This window comes from Neotamlana laminarinivorans, from assembly GCF_020523925.1.
Taxonomy (GTDB): domain Bacteria; phylum Bacteroidota; class Bacteroidia; order Flavobacteriales; family Flavobacteriaceae; genus Neotamlana; species Neotamlana laminarinivorans.
Window position 1 is genome coordinate 20,807 of sequence record NZ_JAJAPW010000001.1, and the last position, 17,863, is coordinate 38,669.

Annotated in this window: 11 protein-coding genes and 1 pseudogene; all 12 read left to right on the top strand. The window is 32.5% G+C overall.

Annotated features, from left to right (window positions below; genetic code table 11):
• Nucleotides 1-115 precede the first annotated feature (115 nt).
• The 12 genes and pseudogenes from LG649_RS00080 (at nucleotide 116) to LG649_RS00135 (ending at nucleotide 17,861) form a co-directional block, all read left to right on the top strand.
• A complete protein-coding gene (locus LG649_RS00080) occupies nucleotides 116-940 on the top strand; it encodes a hypothetical protein (RefSeq protein WP_226539488.1) in 825 nt (274 codons plus the stop codon).
• Nucleotides 941-958: 18 nt separating this feature from the next.
• On the top strand, nucleotides 959-1,492 hold the full coding sequence (locus tag LG649_RS00085) for an OmpH family outer membrane protein (protein ID WP_226539489.1): 534 nt from the start codon (nucleotides 959-961) through the stop codon (nucleotides 1,490-1,492).
• A gap of 4 nt (nucleotides 1,493-1,496) precedes the next feature.
• Nucleotides 1,497-2,114 (top strand): hypothetical protein, encoded by a 618-nt coding sequence (locus LG649_RS00090; protein WP_226539491.1) that lies wholly within the window; start codon nucleotides 1,497-1,499, stop codon nucleotides 2,112-2,114.
• A gap of 54 nt (nucleotides 2,115-2,168) precedes the next feature.
• Nucleotides 2,169-7,166, top strand: coding sequence for a hypothetical protein (locus LG649_RS00095; RefSeq protein ID WP_226539493.1), 4,998 nt, complete (start codon nucleotides 2,169-2,171; stop codon nucleotides 7,164-7,166).
• A gap of 2 nt (nucleotides 7,167-7,168) precedes the next feature.
• Nucleotides 7,169-11,755 carry an RHS repeat-associated core domain-containing protein gene (locus tag LG649_RS00100; protein ID WP_226539502.1) on the top strand — a complete coding sequence of 1,529 codons (4,587 nt, stop codon included), beginning with the start codon at nucleotides 7,169-7,171 and terminating at the stop codon, nucleotides 11,753-11,755.
• Between the two features lie 106 nt (nucleotides 11,756-11,861).
• Complete coding sequence (locus LG649_RS00105; RefSeq protein ID WP_226539504.1) at nucleotides 11,862-12,338, top strand: hypothetical protein; 477 nt, start codon at nucleotides 11,862-11,864, stop codon at nucleotides 12,336-12,338.
• A 270-nt stretch (nucleotides 12,339-12,608) separates the two neighbouring features.
• Nucleotides 12,609-13,190: pseudogene (locus LG649_RS00110) on the top strand (transposase).
• 229 nt (nucleotides 13,191-13,419) lie between these two features.
• The gene (locus LG649_RS00115) at nucleotides 13,420-14,151 is read left to right on the top strand and encodes a hypothetical protein (RefSeq protein ID WP_226539506.1); all 732 of its coding nucleotides are present in this window, start codon (nucleotides 13,420-13,422) and stop codon (nucleotides 14,149-14,151) included.
• A gap of 7 nt (nucleotides 14,152-14,158) precedes the next feature.
• Nucleotides 14,159-14,821: a fibronectin type III domain-containing protein gene (locus LG649_RS00120; protein WP_226539508.1), complete on the top strand. Its 663-nt coding sequence runs from the start codon at nucleotides 14,159-14,161 to the stop codon at nucleotides 14,819-14,821.
• Nucleotides 14,822-14,832: 11 nt separating this feature from the next.
• Nucleotides 14,833-16,080: a hypothetical protein gene (locus LG649_RS00125; RefSeq protein WP_226539510.1), complete on the top strand. Its 1,248-nt coding sequence runs from the start codon at nucleotides 14,833-14,835 to the stop codon at nucleotides 16,078-16,080.
• A 2-nt stretch (nucleotides 16,081-16,082) separates the two neighbouring features.
• Nucleotides 16,083-17,084 carry a tail fiber protein gene (locus tag LG649_RS00130; RefSeq protein WP_226539512.1) on the top strand — a complete coding sequence of 334 codons (1,002 nt, stop codon included), beginning with the start codon at nucleotides 16,083-16,085 and terminating at the stop codon, nucleotides 17,082-17,084.
• A gap of 18 nt (nucleotides 17,085-17,102) precedes the next feature.
• Nucleotides 17,103-17,861: a hypothetical protein gene (locus LG649_RS00135; protein ID WP_226539513.1), complete on the top strand. Its 759-nt coding sequence runs from the start codon at nucleotides 17,103-17,105 to the stop codon at nucleotides 17,859-17,861.
• The last annotated feature ends 2 nt before the right edge of the window (nucleotides 17,862-17,863 follow it).

Genomic DNA, 17,863 nt, shown 5'->3' on the forward strand with positions numbered 1-17,863 from the left:
TAAGAAGAAATACCCTTCATTTGGTTGTATTTTGCCTTATTTAATGCAAGGCTAAACCTTACATGTTGCTCGATAGGTTGTACTAATTTTATGTTAAAATTTTAATACAATTATTATGCGGAAAATGTTATGTTTAGTAGGGGTGTTATTTTATTTAAATAGCAGCTATTCACAAAATTCTGGTAATGGAGAAACTTGGTACAAAATAAATACAAAAGGTGAGTTTGTAACTAAAATTACAGCAAGAGGTAGTTATGCAGAACACAATGTTATAGTACATATTGTTAATAAATACTGGAATACAGCCGAGGTACAATATATAAGTGAATTTAACTACAATCATACAAGAGTTAAATTGGAGTGGGGGTATGTTGGGTCTGGATCAGATAGATATCTAGCAGTAAAAAATACAGCAGTTACATCAACAAGTGCTGGGACTATAATATTAACAGATATTATAAATCCTGATTTAGATTACGTTTTAGAAGCAATAGACGAATCGTTAGTAACTCCCATCACTCCTAAAAAAATATTTCATGTAGATGAATGGAATGGCAATGTGGGTATTGGTACAGACTTATCATCAAACCCAAACAATTACAAGTTAGCCGTAAAAGGTACAATAGGAGCTCAAAAAGTTAAGGTTGAAAATTCATCCTTAACATGGAGCGACTTTGTTTTTTACAAAGACTATAATTTACCAACTCTTAAACAAGTAGAGCAGCACATTAAAGAAAAAGGTCACTTAAAAGATATTCCAAGTGCCAAAGAGGTAAAACAAAACGGCATATACTTAGCCGAAATGAATGCCAAACTTTTACAAAAAATTGAAGAATTAACACTTTATACAATTCAACAAGAGAAAAAAATACAATCTCAAGATAAAATTAATACAGAGCTTTTACAACGTGTATTAAAATTAGAACAAATATTAAATTAAAAACAGTTAAAAACTTTCATGAAAAAACTAGCATTACCATTAGCTATTATAGCTTTAGTACTATCTCTAATCTCCATTTTTTACTTTAAAACGGCATCACAACTTGTTTATGTCGATGTTAATAAACTAGTAGAAGGTTACAAACGTACAAAAATTGTAAGAGCAGAGTTTGAAGAAAAAGCAAAAACCTTAAACGCAAATGTAGATAGTTTGATGAGCGATTGGCAAAAAGAACTTAAGCTTTACGAAAAAGAACGTGCTAAAATGAGTAAAAAAGAGTTAGAGTTAAAGCAACAGCTCTTGGGTAATAAGCAACAACAAATAAACAATTACCAACAAGCCATACAAAAGCAAATACAAGAAGAAGATAAAAAATCTACCCAAACCGTAATAAACGATATTAACGATTTTATAAAAGAATACGGTAAAAAAAATAATCATGAAATTATTTTTGGAGCAAGCGGAGGCGGAAACATTATGTACGCTAGTGATGCAACCAATTTAACAGAAGATGTTTTAAAGGGTTTAAACTCAGAATTTGAAGCCAAATAAAACAATGCATAATTTATTTAAGTTAAAATATGCTGTTACGGCTATAGTAATGGTTGCTCTGTGTAGTTGTAAACAAAAAAGCTTTGATAATGAAACAGCATTGCTAGAATATTTACAAAACGAAACCAATGGGTATACACAGTATAAAACAGTAAATGGTGTAAATTATACTATAACCTATAGGCCTACAGATGCTTTAGTAAATCAAGAATTAGCTGGAAGTAAAAACACCCATAAAATAAAAGCATTACGCAACAAGTATAAAAAATACATGTACTTTAATTTAAGTATGAGTGCTAATAACCAAGAGTTGCTTAGTGTAGCTCCAAAAAACAGAAACGAATTCGGGGCTATGGTTAATCAACTGGCATTTGGCATGGGTGAGAAAGTGCATGTCTATACTCCAAATAAAGATACCCTAGAAATGGCAGATTTTATTTATCCGCGTATGTACGGCATGAGTAGAGCTACCACAATCATGTTTGTATACCCCAGAGATAAAAAAGCTATGAAAAGTGAGTATATAAACTTTACCATTGAAGATTTGGGTTTGTATACTGGCGAAGTAAAGTTTAAAATACCTATAAAGCGAATAATTAACGAACCAAAATTAAAACTATAATATTTTGTTATCTGCAATGCGTTTCAGGATAACATAAAAAACAAACGAGTTCTCATGATAAAACAAAAGCTCTCAAAACAAATACGTATTGTTTTTGCAATATTCATTATTAGTTTATTTACTAACAAAATAAATGCACAAGGGCCAAATGCACCAGAGGCAGCCAGTTTCGAGCCTGTTGATGCTACAGATATGGTAAATCTGGTAACGGGAGATTTAAGTTATGTATTACCTTTATTAAATGTGCCGTCTCCTGAGGGGGGATACCCTATTGCTTTGTCTTATCATGCTGGTATTGCGATGGAACAAGAAGCATCTTGGGTAGGATTAGGTTGGAATGTAAACCCTGGAGCAATAAATCGATCTGTTAATGGAGATCCAGATGATTGGAGAAATGGGAAGCAATTTAATTTTGTTTACTCTGATTTAGGTGAAGAGGAAGAAATAACAATTGGAATAGGAGCAACATTTAAAATATTTAATGTGGCAATTGACTATTCTTTTATTAATGGTAAAGCATCTGGTGGGACTATAGAATTTGGTATAGGTTTTAAAAATAGTAGCGGTTTTTCAGGACTTAATTCTTACAAGGCAGGTGTATCCGTTGGATATGGAGGTAAAAGCGGTGTGTCTTTTAATACTACAGTCAATAATGTTTCTGTTGGTATGAGTAGTAATGGAAACATAAGTTTAGGGGCTCAAAAAGGTTTTTTGCAAAACACTCTATCTTTTAATCAAAAAAGTGGATTGTCCTTTTCTCAACAAGGAAATGCTTTAGGTATTTCGCTGAGATCTGGTGGAATAGGTTATAGTTTAGGTCGTTATGGTTTTAATAGTATTGTTAGTAATCATATTACAGCTGGAGGTGTTTCGGTTAACAGAAAAGGGTTTATTTCTGCTATTCCCATAAGTAAAATTTTCCATGTAAAGTTCAGTTATTTTAAAACAACTGCTCATATTTTTGATTCAGAAAACAACTCTATTTATGGGGCTTTATATTCTAAAGAAGGTACATATTCATATTCTAATTCAATAGAAGCAGTTGAAAGAAGGCACATGGATGTTTTAGGTAGTTTTATGTCTGGAAACCATTCCCCAACAAATGTAAGTTATTCAGCAAATTTTGAAACTTTAAATTATGATGATTATGATGTATCAGGACAAGGTATTTCAGAAAAAATACAACCCTATGTATATGAATATGGATATTTAACAGGTAAAAGTCCTTCACAAGGTAAATATATTTATTTTGACAATCCATTTAGTAAAGAATTTGGAGATGAAAGTAATAATATCTATTTCTATTCAACTGTAAGTAATAATTCCTTTCTAAAAATTGACAACTCTACATGGAATATACCTCAAAGTATAGCAAATATAACAGATGTAACATCTAATGAAATATTAAATTATAATTTCAATAATCAATTAGGGTATAATAGTTCTTCAAAAAGAAAACGATCAGGAACCTTGGTAGAATCATATACTAATTTACAAATAAAATCTAATCCTAGTTTGATTTATGAAGCTACAAATTTTACAAGATACACAATAAACGGAGATGGTAGTATTGATTTTCATTATCCAAATAGAGGTATAGGAGCTTTTAAAGTAACAACTGAAGATGGTAAAACGTATCATTATTCTTTACCTGTGTATCAATATGAAAACATGACAAAAGGTTATGATAATATAAGAGGAAAAGAAAAAAGTTTTTCTGAAATACAAAGAGTTACTCCATATGCAACTCATTGGTTGTTAACGGCAATAACTGGACCTGATTACTTAGATAATAATTCAGATGGTAAGATAAATGATGATGACTATGGATATTGGGTAACTTTTGATTATGGAAAGTGGACAGATTCTTTTATGTGGTATAGAGAGGTTAAAGATGGTAAAAGACAAAGAGGAAGAATAGATGTTTTGGCAGATGAAAAAGAAAATATTGTAGAAAGCTGGGGGATAAGACAACTTTATTATTTAAATGCAATTAACACAAGAACACATTCTGCATTATTCTTAAAAAGTGTAAGGAATGATAATATGGGAACTCATTTAAGTAAATCTTGGACATATAATGATGTTAATAAAGGTATTGTACAAGATTATGCTAATCTAGCAACAGGACTTTATTTTCAGGATAATAAATATACGTATGATGCGAATATTTCCTCTTCCTCATCTTTAAAATTAGATAAAATTTTAATAATAAAACATAAAGACTTAGATAAGTTTAATTTAGTTCACTCTCAAACACCAAATATTAACCAAACATCAAATAGTATAGACTTAAACGTTTCGGGAGATAGATATAATGTTATTGGTCAATACTTAGGAGAAACTAACAAAACTTTACATCAAAGAACATGGTTGTCTGGTAATTATGAAGATAATGTTTATTTGAGTAATAAGTTTAATCAAACTTACATTAATGAATACGCATTAAGCTCAACAGATTTTGAATATTCATATGATTTAGCGAAAGAAACTAGTTCTAGTAATGGTAAGTTAACACTTGAGAAAGTTTTAAGTAATGGAAAAAATAATATTTCTTTAATACCACCGTATGAGTTTTTATATTACAATAATGGAGCAACTTATGATGAAGATAATTTTGATCTATGGGGATATTATAAGTCATATCCAGAAAATTGGAGTTTAAAACAAATCAAATCTCCTACAGGAAATGAATTAATGATTAAATATGAAAGAGATGATTTTAAAACGGTTTTATTAAATGGAAATGGGGAATCAAATTATGATATGACTCCTAAACCAAAAACTTTTTTAAGATTAAATAATGGATATAGTGGAAGTTTAGAATTGATTCATACTAACCCTTGTTATGAAATAGGTGAAATATATTCATGTATTACTATTAACAATAGTATCGATATTGAATTTAATGAAAGTGATTATAATGGAAGTACATCAACTGTAATTGGGGCAACCATTACAGGTGTATATAATGATTATATTACAGTAGATTTTGATACTCAAGTTCCCTCTAATTTTTCGGGAGATTTTTATGCAGATCATTTTAATGGTTGGTCAAATATTTATAATGTTACATTAGATGTTGAAGATTGTTTTAGTGAACAAGCAATTGGAAAATGTAATGATTCTAGAGGAGGTTTGAGAGTGTCTGAGATAGTAAATATATACGATAATAATTCTAATAGTACTTTTTATGAATATACTAATCCTACAACTGGTGAGTCATCTGGTATGACAGCTCAAACCCCATATGTAAACTTTTCTAGCTTAAAAAATTTAATTCCTGGTTCTGGTGTTATGTATGAATATGTTACTGTTTTAACAAAAGATGAAAATGATAACCATATTAATAAAGAAGTTTATAATTTTCATTCTTTATCTCCATTAAACTATAGTATTGGGCTTACCTATGGGCGTTTATCTAGCAGTGAAAATGTAATAGATCAAATAGATAATTATTTAAAAATAGAATACGACGAACAAATTGTAAATACTAACATAGTTAATAGTACTAGTGATGAAGATGAAATTAAATTAATGGATTTAAAAGTGTATAATAATTATTCTTTGCTCGGAACTTTGAAGTCTCGCAAAGAATATAATTCTAAAAATCAGATAATTAATTCATTACAATATGATTATGGGGATACCCCATTTGCAAATAAATTAGGAACAAGTGCTGAATCATTCAAATCATATTCAGTATATGAAAGTGATGGAGGAACTAGAGGAAATAGTATAAGTTATTATGACCTTACAAAAACCAGTTTTATAAAAAATCCATCAATTGTCAAAAGCACCACCACCACCCAAGGCGGTTTCACAACCACAACAACTTTTAATAAACATGATTTTCTTACAGGACAAGTACTAGAAACCACGACCACAGACAGCAAAGGCAACGAATTTAAAACCGAATTAATTCCAGCTTACACTATTGCAGAATATTCTGATGAATTAAGCGGTTACGGTATGGGAAGCAAAGTAGACAACCCTACAAATTACAATATGCTAACCCAAGAAGCCATGACAAAAACCTATTTAAAAGTAGGTAACGAATGGAAAGAAACAGGAGTTGGCATTACCACTTGGAATAACCAATGGGATTACACAGAATTTGACGGTAATAAAACGTTAAATTCAACAATTCCTAATGAAGAAAAAATATGGCGTAAGCACAAAAGTTTTGTTTGGGATGGTGGTTTAAATCCTGATGGCACATTACAAGGCTTCACAAATCCAAACCCGGAACAAGATGATGAAAGTTTCGACTGGACCGTTAATCCAACATTGGAACAACCTAATACCGATTGGAAAAACGTTTCAACCACCACTCAGTACAACCATTATTCTATGCCTTTAGAGGTTAGAGATATCAATAACAATTATGCCTCTACAAAAATGTGTGACGATAATACTAAAGTCTTGGCAGTAAGTAATGCCCAATACACCGAAATGTATTACTCTGGTGCAGAATATGTAACAGATAATACGTCTTATTTTGATGGCCAAGTAAAATCTGCAGGTCAAAACCAAACCACAGCACATACAGGAACACATTCCGTAACCGTGTCTTCAGGTGGTAAAGGTTTTGAGGTTAATATGATTGATAACCAACACCGTGCTGGTAAATATAAAGTTTCGGTTTGGGTAGAAAAATCAAATCATGCACAGGCCAGAATAAGTATTAACGGTAACACCAAGCCTTTTAATGGAGAAGAAGTATATGCGGGTAACTGGGTGCTAAAAACACATTATGAAGATTTAAGTACCGCTGCAGAAACCGTATATATAACCTCGGCTGGTAGCACTATTTATATAGACGATTTCCGCCTTCATCCTATAGCCTCATCCATGACCAGTTATGTCTATAACGAGTGGGACGAACTCTGGTATATTATAAGTAACAACGGTTTAGCCAGTAAGTTTGAATATGATGCTGCTGGTCGATTAATTACTACAGAAACAGAAGTTGCCGATTTTAATGGTGAAGGTACAGGAGGGTTTAAAACCATAAGTAAAAACAGTTATAATTATAAAAATAACCAGTAATTATGAAAAAAAGTATTTTAACATTATTGGTAGTGGCATTTACAGGCATAAGCTATGCGGGTTTTGCTCAAAACGAAGGAGAAATAATAGAAGATCCTAAAGATCCTGCTATTTCTATAATTGTAGAGCCTATTGAAACCCCTGTAGATCCAGTAGACCCGGAAGATCCTGGTAATTCAGATGAAATAATTGAAGATGGAAATGTTTTCTGCCCTCTTTATATATATCAAGATGCTCAAAAGGTACTTTCAATTAATGTATATAATGGTTCTAGCGTATTAAATTTAGTTGCAGAATTAGAAGGAAGTGGTTGTAAAATTTTGTCTCAAGTACAAAATAATGCAACTTGGCTAAGTTTAAGTCAGTTTATATTTTCTGCTAATACAAACTTTACCGTTACCATAGCGGCCAATAATACACCAAACACGAGAAGTGAAAGTATAGTATTTTATCAGCAATATAACGATGAAACATATCTGTCCGGTTCACTTACAATAGTGCAAGAGGGTAACCCTAATTATAAAGCATATTATGTGGATTCCGATGGCGATGGCTATGGCGATTATAATAGTAGTCCTAAATATGGAATAAACCCACCTACTGTTGGTAATTTTGTTGAGAATAATTTAGATTATTGTCCCAACGAATATAGTGTTATAAATAATGGTTGTATAGATTTATATACCGATAATAGTAATTATAATTGGATTAAATCATATTCATACAATATAAACAACGATTTAACAGGGGCTTCCAAAGCTTATTTTGATGAGTTAGGTAAAGCCATACAAACACAAACCTTAGATGTAAAAAAAGGACGAACATGGGCAACCCAAATATTATATGACAGTCAAGGAAGACCAGCGATAAATACCTTAAGTGCTCCGGTTAGAGACGAAAGCGCCTTCGGTTATAGCGATACCTTTATGCAAAATAAAAACGGCAATACTTATAGTGTTACCGATTTTGAAACCGACCCAAACACTCCAGAACCAGTTGGTAAAACAGCTAATACGTTAGGGTTTTATTACAGTGAAGATAATGAAACCGTTACCACCGACCCTGACCCTGTAAGACCAAAAGGTGATAGTTATCAAGACATTACAGAGTATCCCTTTTCCAGAACTGTTTACAGCCAACTTAACCCTGGCACTGTTTTAAAAACTATTGGGGGCAATAAAATAAATGGTGAATGGAAACAAGGCTATACCTTTAGTATGCCTGCTGGCGATGAGCTTACCCAATCGGTAGCCTTTGGTGATGCAAGTTATAAAGTAAGTAATACCAATACCAGAAAAATAATAAAAACAGTAAGCAGAGATGTACATAACAGGGAAGCCGTAATATTTACAGACACCGATGGTAAAACTCTAGCAGCAGCACGCGTTGGAGGTACTGTAGTTAGAGATACCGATATTACAATTAGCCAACAAGGTTTTGTAGATGTGCATGTACCTGCCGGAACAGTTGGTTTTAACATAAGCGGTGTAGCAGGAATAACAACCGAAGTTTATAATTTAATAACCGAAGTAAAGGAAACAGGAGCTACTACCTCTTTAAATCCTGGGTTTTACAGAGTTTCCATCACTAATTTAGAAAATTATAATCCAACAAATAGTTCTAATACCGTAACTGTTATCTGCAAAGAAAACTACTACGATTATAGCCTAAACGAATACGACGAAAAAGGACGTTTAATCGCATCCTATCAACCTGTTGGTACAACAAAAGCAGATAAACCAGTAAGCACCTTTCAATATAATGCATTGGGTCAACTAACCCATACTAGTAGCCCAGACGAAGGCGACGCTTGGTTTTTATACCGAAAAGATGGGCAAATACGCTTTTCAATAAATAGCAAACAATGGGAAAACTTAGAGTTTTCGTATACCAATTATGATAATTTGGGTAGACCTATAGAAAGTGGTGTGTATTCAGACACGTCAAGCTTTTTAAACAGCTATGTACTACCCGAAAATGTTACAAGTACAACAAATCCTTTTAAAACAGCTTTATTAAATATCGTAGATGATGTAGATGGTTTAAATGATGCTAATTGTTCTGAAGTTCAAAACACAGCATATGATTATATAAATGATTCAGATTGGGATTTTTTAAATGACTTGTGGCATGATTCTAATAATCAAGCTATCTATGGGAGTCCAACATTTTTAGCAGGAAATGTAGCTAAAACCCATAACGATAATACCACAACGTATTATAGTTACGATATTTATGGACGTGTAAAATGGATAGTACAAAATATAGCAGGATTAGGAACAACATGGTTGGGAAGCGTAAAAACCATAGATTACGAATACGACCCCATAACCAGCCAAGTCACTAAAGTAATTTATCAAAAAAATGAAGCTAACGAGCGTTTTATACATCGATATACTTATGATGCTATAGATAATAGCCTAATAACCGTAGAAACCAGTACAGACGATGTTAATTACACAACACAAGCAGAATATAAATACTACGAAACAGGCGCTTTAAAACGTGTAGAACTTGCACCACAAAGTGGTATACCATTACAAGCCATAGATTATGTGTATAATTTAAACGGCCAACTTAAAGCCATAAACCCAACAGGTGCAAAACAATCAAGCGATTTAAACGATTTGTTTAGTATGCAAATAGATTACCATAGTACAGACTATAACCGTACAGAAAATCCAGATATTATTACAGCTACCTATGGCGAAGACCAATTTAACGGTAATATAAAAGGCGTACGCTGGACTAATACAGAACTAGCAAACAACGAAGAAACCTACAGTTATTATTATAACAAAAACAACTGGCTTACAGATGCCATATATGGAACATATGCTAACTCTGGCGATACAACCTCTAAGGTAAGTATTGTAGATAGCGAAACCTATATAGGTGTAACTAAAAACTTAACAGCAACATCTAGTATAACCCTGCTACCAGGTTTTCATGCCCAACCTAATGAAGGTACAACAGTTACAGCAACTATTAGCGGAACAGCCAGTGCGTTTCAATCGGGCGAATATAATGTTTCTGATGTTACTTATGATGCCAACGGGAACATACGCACCCTAAACCGAAATAAAAATGGCGATGCTACTAGCAATGCTATGGACCAGCTAACCTATGCCTACAACCCCCAAAAACCCAACCAGTTATTACGAGTAGACGATGCTGTAGGCCAAGTTTTAGCAAATACAGATATTAACGACCAAGATGGCGAAAATTACGAGTACAACCAAATTGGGCAACTTATTAAAAATAATGAGGAAAATATTACTTATATTTACAACGCAAGTGGTTTAGTTACCGAGGTAAAACAAAGCGACTATACACGTGTTAAGTTCTTTTACAACGATAAAGGTTACCGTGTTAAAAAGGAAGCCTACGTAGCCAATAGTACAACACTAGATTATACCGAGCATTACATACGCGATGCCGCAGGTACAGCCTTAGCCATTTACCGTAATGGTGTCGCAAAAGAGCATACCATTTATGGGGCTAGCCGTTTAGGGGTGTTTAACCGCAATACTACGGGTACAAGTGGCTCTAGTGTGTACCAACTTACAGACCATTTAGGTAATGTACGTGCGGTAGTACAATGGTCTGGCACTAACGCAGCGGCTTTAGTAGCTACCGATTATTATCCTTTTGGTATGCCGATGCCTAACAGGAACTTGGAAGGGAATTACCGTTACAAGTATCAAGGGCAAGAAAAAGACCCGGAGACAGGTAAGGAAGCTTTTGAGTTAAGGCTTTGGGATAGCAGGATTGGACGTTGGTTGACGACCGACCCTGCGGGGCAATATGCTAGCCCTTATCTGGGTATGGGGAATAATCCTATTAATGGAGTTGATCCTGACGGAGCTTTTTGGAAACCTATATTAAATGATGATGGTACGACAACTTACGTAGCCGAAAAAGGAGATACTGTAGGAACTTTTGCCAAGCAATATGGAGTATCAAGATCTGAAGCTAGAGAGTTGATTGGATCCGAGGCTGTTACGGCAGGTGTTACTAAAGTGTCAGGACAAGATGTTTTTAATATGTTTGGTTCTGAGAAGTTGAAATTGGATTTAAATGGAGGGCAAGCAACAGATCAAAGAATTCTAGACCAATTTATTTATGCCATGCAGCATAGTTCGACTCAAGATGGTAAAACTCATTTTGTTGGATCAGAATATTTTTCGAATATTTTAAAATCTCAAGTTCAAATACCAGTAGATTATAATGGGACTTTCTCAACTATTGATGGAGATATACCTATTAGTATGAATATACAGTGGTATACCTCTCAAGGAAGTTTTTTCAAATCAAAGTCTAAGTATTATTATGCGATATTTTCAAATTCAAATATGAATCAACCTATTAACGCAAATGGTTCTATGCTTGGAGGAAGTAGAGAAATTGTTCATCAAAAAGTTCATTATTATTATAATATTCCAGGAGGAGCAGGAAAGAAAGGGAAATTTAACTTTACTTTTACTTCTCATAAAACGACTAGCAAGAATTTTGTTAAACAACTATTTACACCAAGACCTAAATACAACTATATCAATACAAATGTGCTCAATAGATTTCAAAACTAAATTTATACTTTCAAAACTTTGTTTAATGTGTTTTATTACTTTGACCTTTTCTTGTAAGAGTAATAAAAATTTTTTCAGTGATTTAGAGAAATGTACAAATAAAAATTTGAAGACAAGGTTAATATCTTCTAATAAGATTTCAAATGAAAAGGAAATACCTGAAATAAGTTTATTTGATTCTATTGCTAACTTTGAGGCCTTTTTATTAAAAAATAAATTTCTTTCTAGCAAAGAAAACAAAGACTATCTTTCTTTGATTAGAAATTTAGAGTCAAATAAACATTTAAAAAAAGAAATTTTGGATTCTATGGACTCATCATGTTCTTTTTTAAAATATGTAAATAATCTTGGTCATGTGATGCCACTTATTTATGATGGGTGTCCTGTTCAAGTTATAAATAGAAAAGCTCCTATTCCAGAGGAGTTAATAAAAATGAAAACTATATATGAGGAAATATTTGCCTTGACTTACCCCAAAACTGAACATTTGGAAAGGTTAATATTATTAGAGACAAATTTTGAGGACAAAATTTATAGATTGGGTATTTGTAATTTGATTATCATTAAGCTTTTGCTAGGGTAACATTGCCCGCCCGACCGAGTGATCGCTAGCGCTCCGTCTGTGACGAGTGTCGTATAGAGTGATCAGAAATAAAAACGAGAAAAAGCTTTTACAGAGATGTAGAGGCCCCCGCTAGGTTACCACATGTCGCTACTGCTAACTTGTAGTTAGTAGCGGTAAGAGTAAGCAAGAATAAATTATACAGAAAAGCTACTTGTTATGGTAGCTTTTTGTTTTACCACAAGCTACAAGCTTGCGGCAGCGTTAAGAAGTTTTACTATATTAGTCTTTATGAGTAGAAATTATAAGTTCCATAATAAACAAGGTCTATATTTTGTGTCATTTGCTACAGTAAATTGGTTAGATGTATTTACAAGACAGATATATTTTAACGTATTGGTAGAAAGTGTAAATTATTGCAGAAAAGAAAAAGGTATGGAATTGTATTGTTATTGTTTTATGTCTAGTCAAGCCTGTCCTGAGCGAAGTCGAAGGGTACATTTAATTTTTAGATCCAGCGTAGAAGATCAATGAGGCTTATTAAGGGATTTTAAAAGTTATACAGCTAAAAAAGTAATTTCATGTATTGAAAATAATCCACAAGAGAGTAGAAGAAAATATTTGCTATGGTTTTTTGAGCGAGCCGCTAAAAAGAAAAGCAATGGCTCTAAATATCAATTTTGGCAGCACCACAACAACCCCATAGAGTTATGGAGTGAAAAAGTTATAAAGCAGAAGATAGATTACATACATAATAATCCTGTGGCTAGTGGTTTTGTTACAAATGCAGTAGATTGGAAATATTCAAGTGCCAGAAATTTTCAAGAAGATCATACTATATTAAAAATAGATAATGTTGGGTTTTTAGCCTAATTAAATTAGTTTTTTTAGCTTTAGCATCAACAATCATGGTATTTATAGGTTTTACACAAAACAATTTGAATATTCCCTTACTTTATGTAAAAACTTGCAACGTCTGCACCTAATAAATAATAATATCATTTAAAAAACACCAACAAAAGCCTTATAAACTATAAGGTGTAACCTTAGTATAAATATTAAATTAAACCATAGTTTCGTTATTAATTTTTTAAAAAACAACATGGTTAAAAATGTAATACAGTTACTATGTTTAACAATTCTATTGGTGGGTTGTAAAACAACTACATTACAACAGTTCAATCAAAAAAAAACCACCCAACAAATTACTTTAGGCAGCATAGGTTTAAGTAAAGACTTTGTGTTACAACCTAATTACTACGGTGCAGCCATACCAAATTACATAGAACCGATAAAAGTAATGGTAAGCGCAATACCATTTACAAAACAAAATTACAAGCAATTTTTAAAAGCAAACAAAACACAAAAAACAAATGTAGAGGTGCATTATGTAGATAGTGTAAATATAAAACCCATCTATTTTAAAATACAAATAGCCGATAAAGTAGGGGTAATTAAAGCTTTAAACAATACAGCTAATAACGATGTAAAAACATATTTAAGCTACAATAAAAACGCAAACCTAATAAATGGGATTAGCATAGCCTTAACCAAAAAAGATACAGAACTATTACAAAAAGCCGATGCAGTTTTTTTAGAAATGAAAGCTCATAAAAGTATTGCATTACAATTATACACAGAAAACAAAACTAGCCATACTATTTGGCTGTCACAGGGTGTGGTTTTTGGTTTCGAGAGTTTAAGCTGTTGTTGGCAGCAAGACCAAAGACATAAATTAAACATTATAGATGTAATTAGTCCGTTTACTAATTGCCCAAAAAGTACTTACAAATCGGCAATTCGAGCAATGGATAACACTCAAATATCATATTAAAGCTAAGATGAAGTATAAAGTTTTAAATATCATCATCATTTTTGTATGCATAAGTTGCGACGATATAATTGAAGTTTCCGATATATCCAACCAAAGGGTTAATATTTTAGCCCCTAAAAGTGGTACAGTTATAGAAACGACAACTGTTAATTTTTCGTGGGAAGCTATTATTGAAGCAGAGAGCTACAATTTACAAATAGCTACACCAAGTTTTAGTAATGCCCAACAAATACTTTTAGATTCATTAGTAACAACCACAAGCTTTGAGCACCAATTAGATTATGGCGATTATCAATGGCGTGTTCGAGCAGAAAACTCAGCCTACCAAACGGCATATACCGAACAAAGTTTTAGCGTTGATGCCAATTTAGATACCGATATATCTGAAGAAGAAGTTGTGTTATTATCGCCTGCAGATAATGTAAGTTATGGTACAACAGATACTATAAACTTTAGTTGGGAAACTGTACAAGGCGCAGATGAATATGTATTTCAAATAGCCACACCAAATTTTGATAGTGCTACCGAAATTATAGAAAACCAAACCCAAACATCACTAAGTTTTACAGCTAGTAACTTAAGCGAAGGATCCTACCAATGGCGAGTTAAAGCTGTAAATACAGATTTTGAAACCCTTTATACAACATACAGTTTTACCATAGAAGATTAAATTTTAATAATATGAAACGTACATTTTTTTTGTTAATACTACTCTTGAGTACTAGTAGTATTTTTGCTCAGGCTATAACGGATACAGGAACTAAAGTAGGTATAGGGGATACAAATCCAGATGAAGCAATATCTGTTAATGGTAATATTGAAACAACAACAAATAATGGAAAAATAGGATTTAATGTAGATTCTTCTTTTCTTATTGATGGGGTAGATATAGCTAGATATGGGTTATCTACTTACGGATCAGCCAAAACAAGCTTGTCTGGTTATTTTGGTTTATCATTTATTACACATGATATTCAAAGAATGACTATTTTAAACAGTGGGCAAGTTGGTATAGGAACAACAGAACCTGATGTAAAATTAACTGTACAAGGACATGTAAATATTGGTGGAACAGGAAATTATCATTTAAAAACACGTTATATAGATGGTAAAGAAACCTCCTCCTCAAATATAGACGATTTATATTTAAATTATAATACAGGTAAACATGTTAGAGTAGGTTTTGGAGATCTAGATTCTAATATTTATGTAAGCGGCAAAATAGGTATAGGTACTACTAATCCCAGAGAAAAATTGGAAGTAAATGGCTTAATTAGAATTCCAGCAGCAACAAACGAGAATGATAATTCGCCTGGAATTACACTAAATAGTAATGATGATTTTTTATATGATGAAGAATACATTAACCAATATGGGCTTGGGTTTCATGGTTACCAAGATGGAACATCAACTTACTTAGCCCCTAATAATACATATCTATCAGGTCATTTTGGTTTAGATTTCTTTACGGGGAGCAAAAACAGAATGCGAATAAGCAAGTCTGGAGAAGTTACAATAGGCACAGTTAATATACAAAATGGGTTTAAACTGGCAGTAAATGGAAATATTAAAGCAAAAGAAATAAAAGTAGAAACTGGTTGGAGTGATTTTGTTTTCTATGATGACTACAACTTACCAACCTTAAAAGAAGTAGAACAACACATTAAAGAAAAAGGCCATTTAAAAGATATTCCAAGCGCTAAAGACGTTGAGCAAAACGGTATCTTTCTTGGGGAAATGGATGCTAAACTTCTTCAAAAAATTGAAGAGTTAACGCTTTATATTATTGAGCAAGAGAAAAAACTTCAAAATCAAAATATAAAAATTGAATCACAGAGTGATAAAATAAAAGAATTAGAGCATAAAAACGAGAACTTAAAATCAATTGAGGGGAGACTAAAGAAATTAGAAAAATTGTTAAAACTATAAGCATGAGAAAATTTGTATGGCTTTATTTAATATTACTAGGAAATAACGTTTTTTCACAAGACATATCCGCAAGTGCTTTTTGCAGCGGAGGAAATGTGGAACGTTGGGTTCAGCTTTCTGAAGAATTGGCAGGAACAGATTTTTTAGGGGGGAGCGAAAGAATAGAATTGGAAATTTCAGGAGGTAGCTATCAAATGTATGGGAAAGCGGTGTATTTAATAAGTTCTAGAGATGGTTTAAAAATTAGCGCTCATCAAGTAAATGGTGAATTGTCGTCGCATCATGAAGTTAAAATTTATGACAATGGTGCAGCTTCAAATTCTCAGGACAAATATATAATAGGTATTAAAATTCCTTCAGGGTGGCGCAATATTTGTATTCGTGCAAGAGCCTTAAAAAAACAGGAGTGGTTAAATGTAATTGAAACAACAGAACCCAGTTTAGCAGATGTTACACCAGAGATAAATTGGAGTTATAAATCTTCATATAGTAATGGGTTTATTGTAGAAGGAAATAATACTCCCATAAATTTAAGACCAAGTGCACCAAACGATTGGCAGTATCATTCCATCTATAGTCATTTATCCGGAGGTATGGCAATTCAACCAAAATGGAAAACAGGTAGCGAGAATTTGTTACTAATGCCCTCTGGTACGGGTAATCTAGGTATAGGGACTACTACACCAGACGCTAAACTTACCGTTTCTGGAAAAATACACGCACAAGAAGTTAAAGTGACTATAGATGCTGGTGCCGATTTTGTATTTGGTAATAACTATATATTACCTAAACTTGAAGATGTTGAAAAATTTGTTAAAACAAATAAACATTTACCAGGAATTCAATCAGAAAAAGAAATGCAAGAAAATGGTTTACTTCTAGCAGAAATGAATATAAAGCTTCTTCAAAAAATTGAAGAGTTGACGCTTTATATAATTAAGCAACAGAAGGAAATTGACAATCTCAAATTTGAATTGCAACAAATCAAAGATCAAAGTAAATAATTTTTAAAAGATATTTTTATGAAAAATTTAGTATCAATATTATTCTTAATATTTACTTGTTTAACTTTTGGTCAGGCTATAACCGATACAGGAACTAAAGTAGGTATAGGAACAGATTCTCCGCTATCCGCATTACAATTAGGAAATACTGGGGCAAATAGTGAAAACTACATAACTTTTGGTAAGCGTATATCAACAATAGAAACTAATTTACCATTTATAGGTCATGATTCTTTTGTAGATAGAAATGATTTAGGATTAGGAACAAGAAGTACGGCAGGAGCAATAAATTTTTATACAGGCAATTCTACTGCCTTTGATTCTTCAAAAATAAGAATGCGAATTTTAAGTAATGGAAATATTGGCATAGGAACAGCTTTATCCAATAACCCCAATAATTATAAATTAGCTGTAAAAGGTACAATTGGTGCCCAAGAAGTAAAGGTTGAAAATTCATCCTTAACCTGGAGCGATTTTGTTTTTCATGATAATTATAACTTACCAACCTTAAAAGAAGTAGAACAACATATTAAAGAAAAAGGCCATTTAAAAGATATACCAAGCGCTAAAGACGTTGAGCAAAACGGTATCTTTCTTGGGGAAATGGATGCTAAACTTCTTCAAAAAATTGAAGAGTTGACGCTTTATATTATTGAGCAAGAAAAGAGAATAAAAAAAATAGAAGTCAAGAATAAAAGACTTGAAATTCAAAATCAAAATTTAAGTGTGCTATTGAAAAGATTAGAAATATTGGAAGATAAAATTATTAACAATTAGAA

Coding starts and splice junctions, on each gene's coding strand:
- LG649_RS00080 (WP_226539488.1), top strand. CDS start 116: ATGCGGAAAATGTTATGTTTAGTAGGGGTGTTATTTTATTTAAATAGC.
- LG649_RS00085 (WP_226539489.1), top strand. CDS start 959: ATGAAAAAACTAGCATTACCATTAGCTATTATAGCTTTAGTACTATCT.
- LG649_RS00090 (WP_226539491.1), top strand. CDS start 1,497: ATGCATAATTTATTTAAGTTAAAATATGCTGTTACGGCTATAGTAATG.
- LG649_RS00095 (WP_226539493.1), top strand. CDS start 2,169: ATGATAAAACAAAAGCTCTCAAAACAAATACGTATTGTTTTTGCAATA.
- LG649_RS00100 (WP_226539502.1), top strand. CDS start 7,169: ATGAAAAAAAGTATTTTAACATTATTGGTAGTGGCATTTACAGGCATA.
- LG649_RS00115 (WP_226539506.1), top strand. CDS start 13,420: ATGGTTAAAAATGTAATACAGTTACTATGTTTAACAATTCTATTGGTG.
- LG649_RS00120 (WP_226539508.1), top strand. CDS start 14,159: ATGAAGTATAAAGTTTTAAATATCATCATCATTTTTGTATGCATAAGT.
- LG649_RS00125 (WP_226539510.1), top strand. CDS start 14,833: ATGAAACGTACATTTTTTTTGTTAATACTACTCTTGAGTACTAGTAGT.
- LG649_RS00130 (WP_226539512.1), top strand. CDS start 16,083: ATGAGAAAATTTGTATGGCTTTATTTAATATTACTAGGAAATAACGTT.
- LG649_RS00135 (WP_226539513.1), top strand. CDS start 17,103: ATGAAAAATTTAGTATCAATATTATTCTTAATATTTACTTGTTTAACT.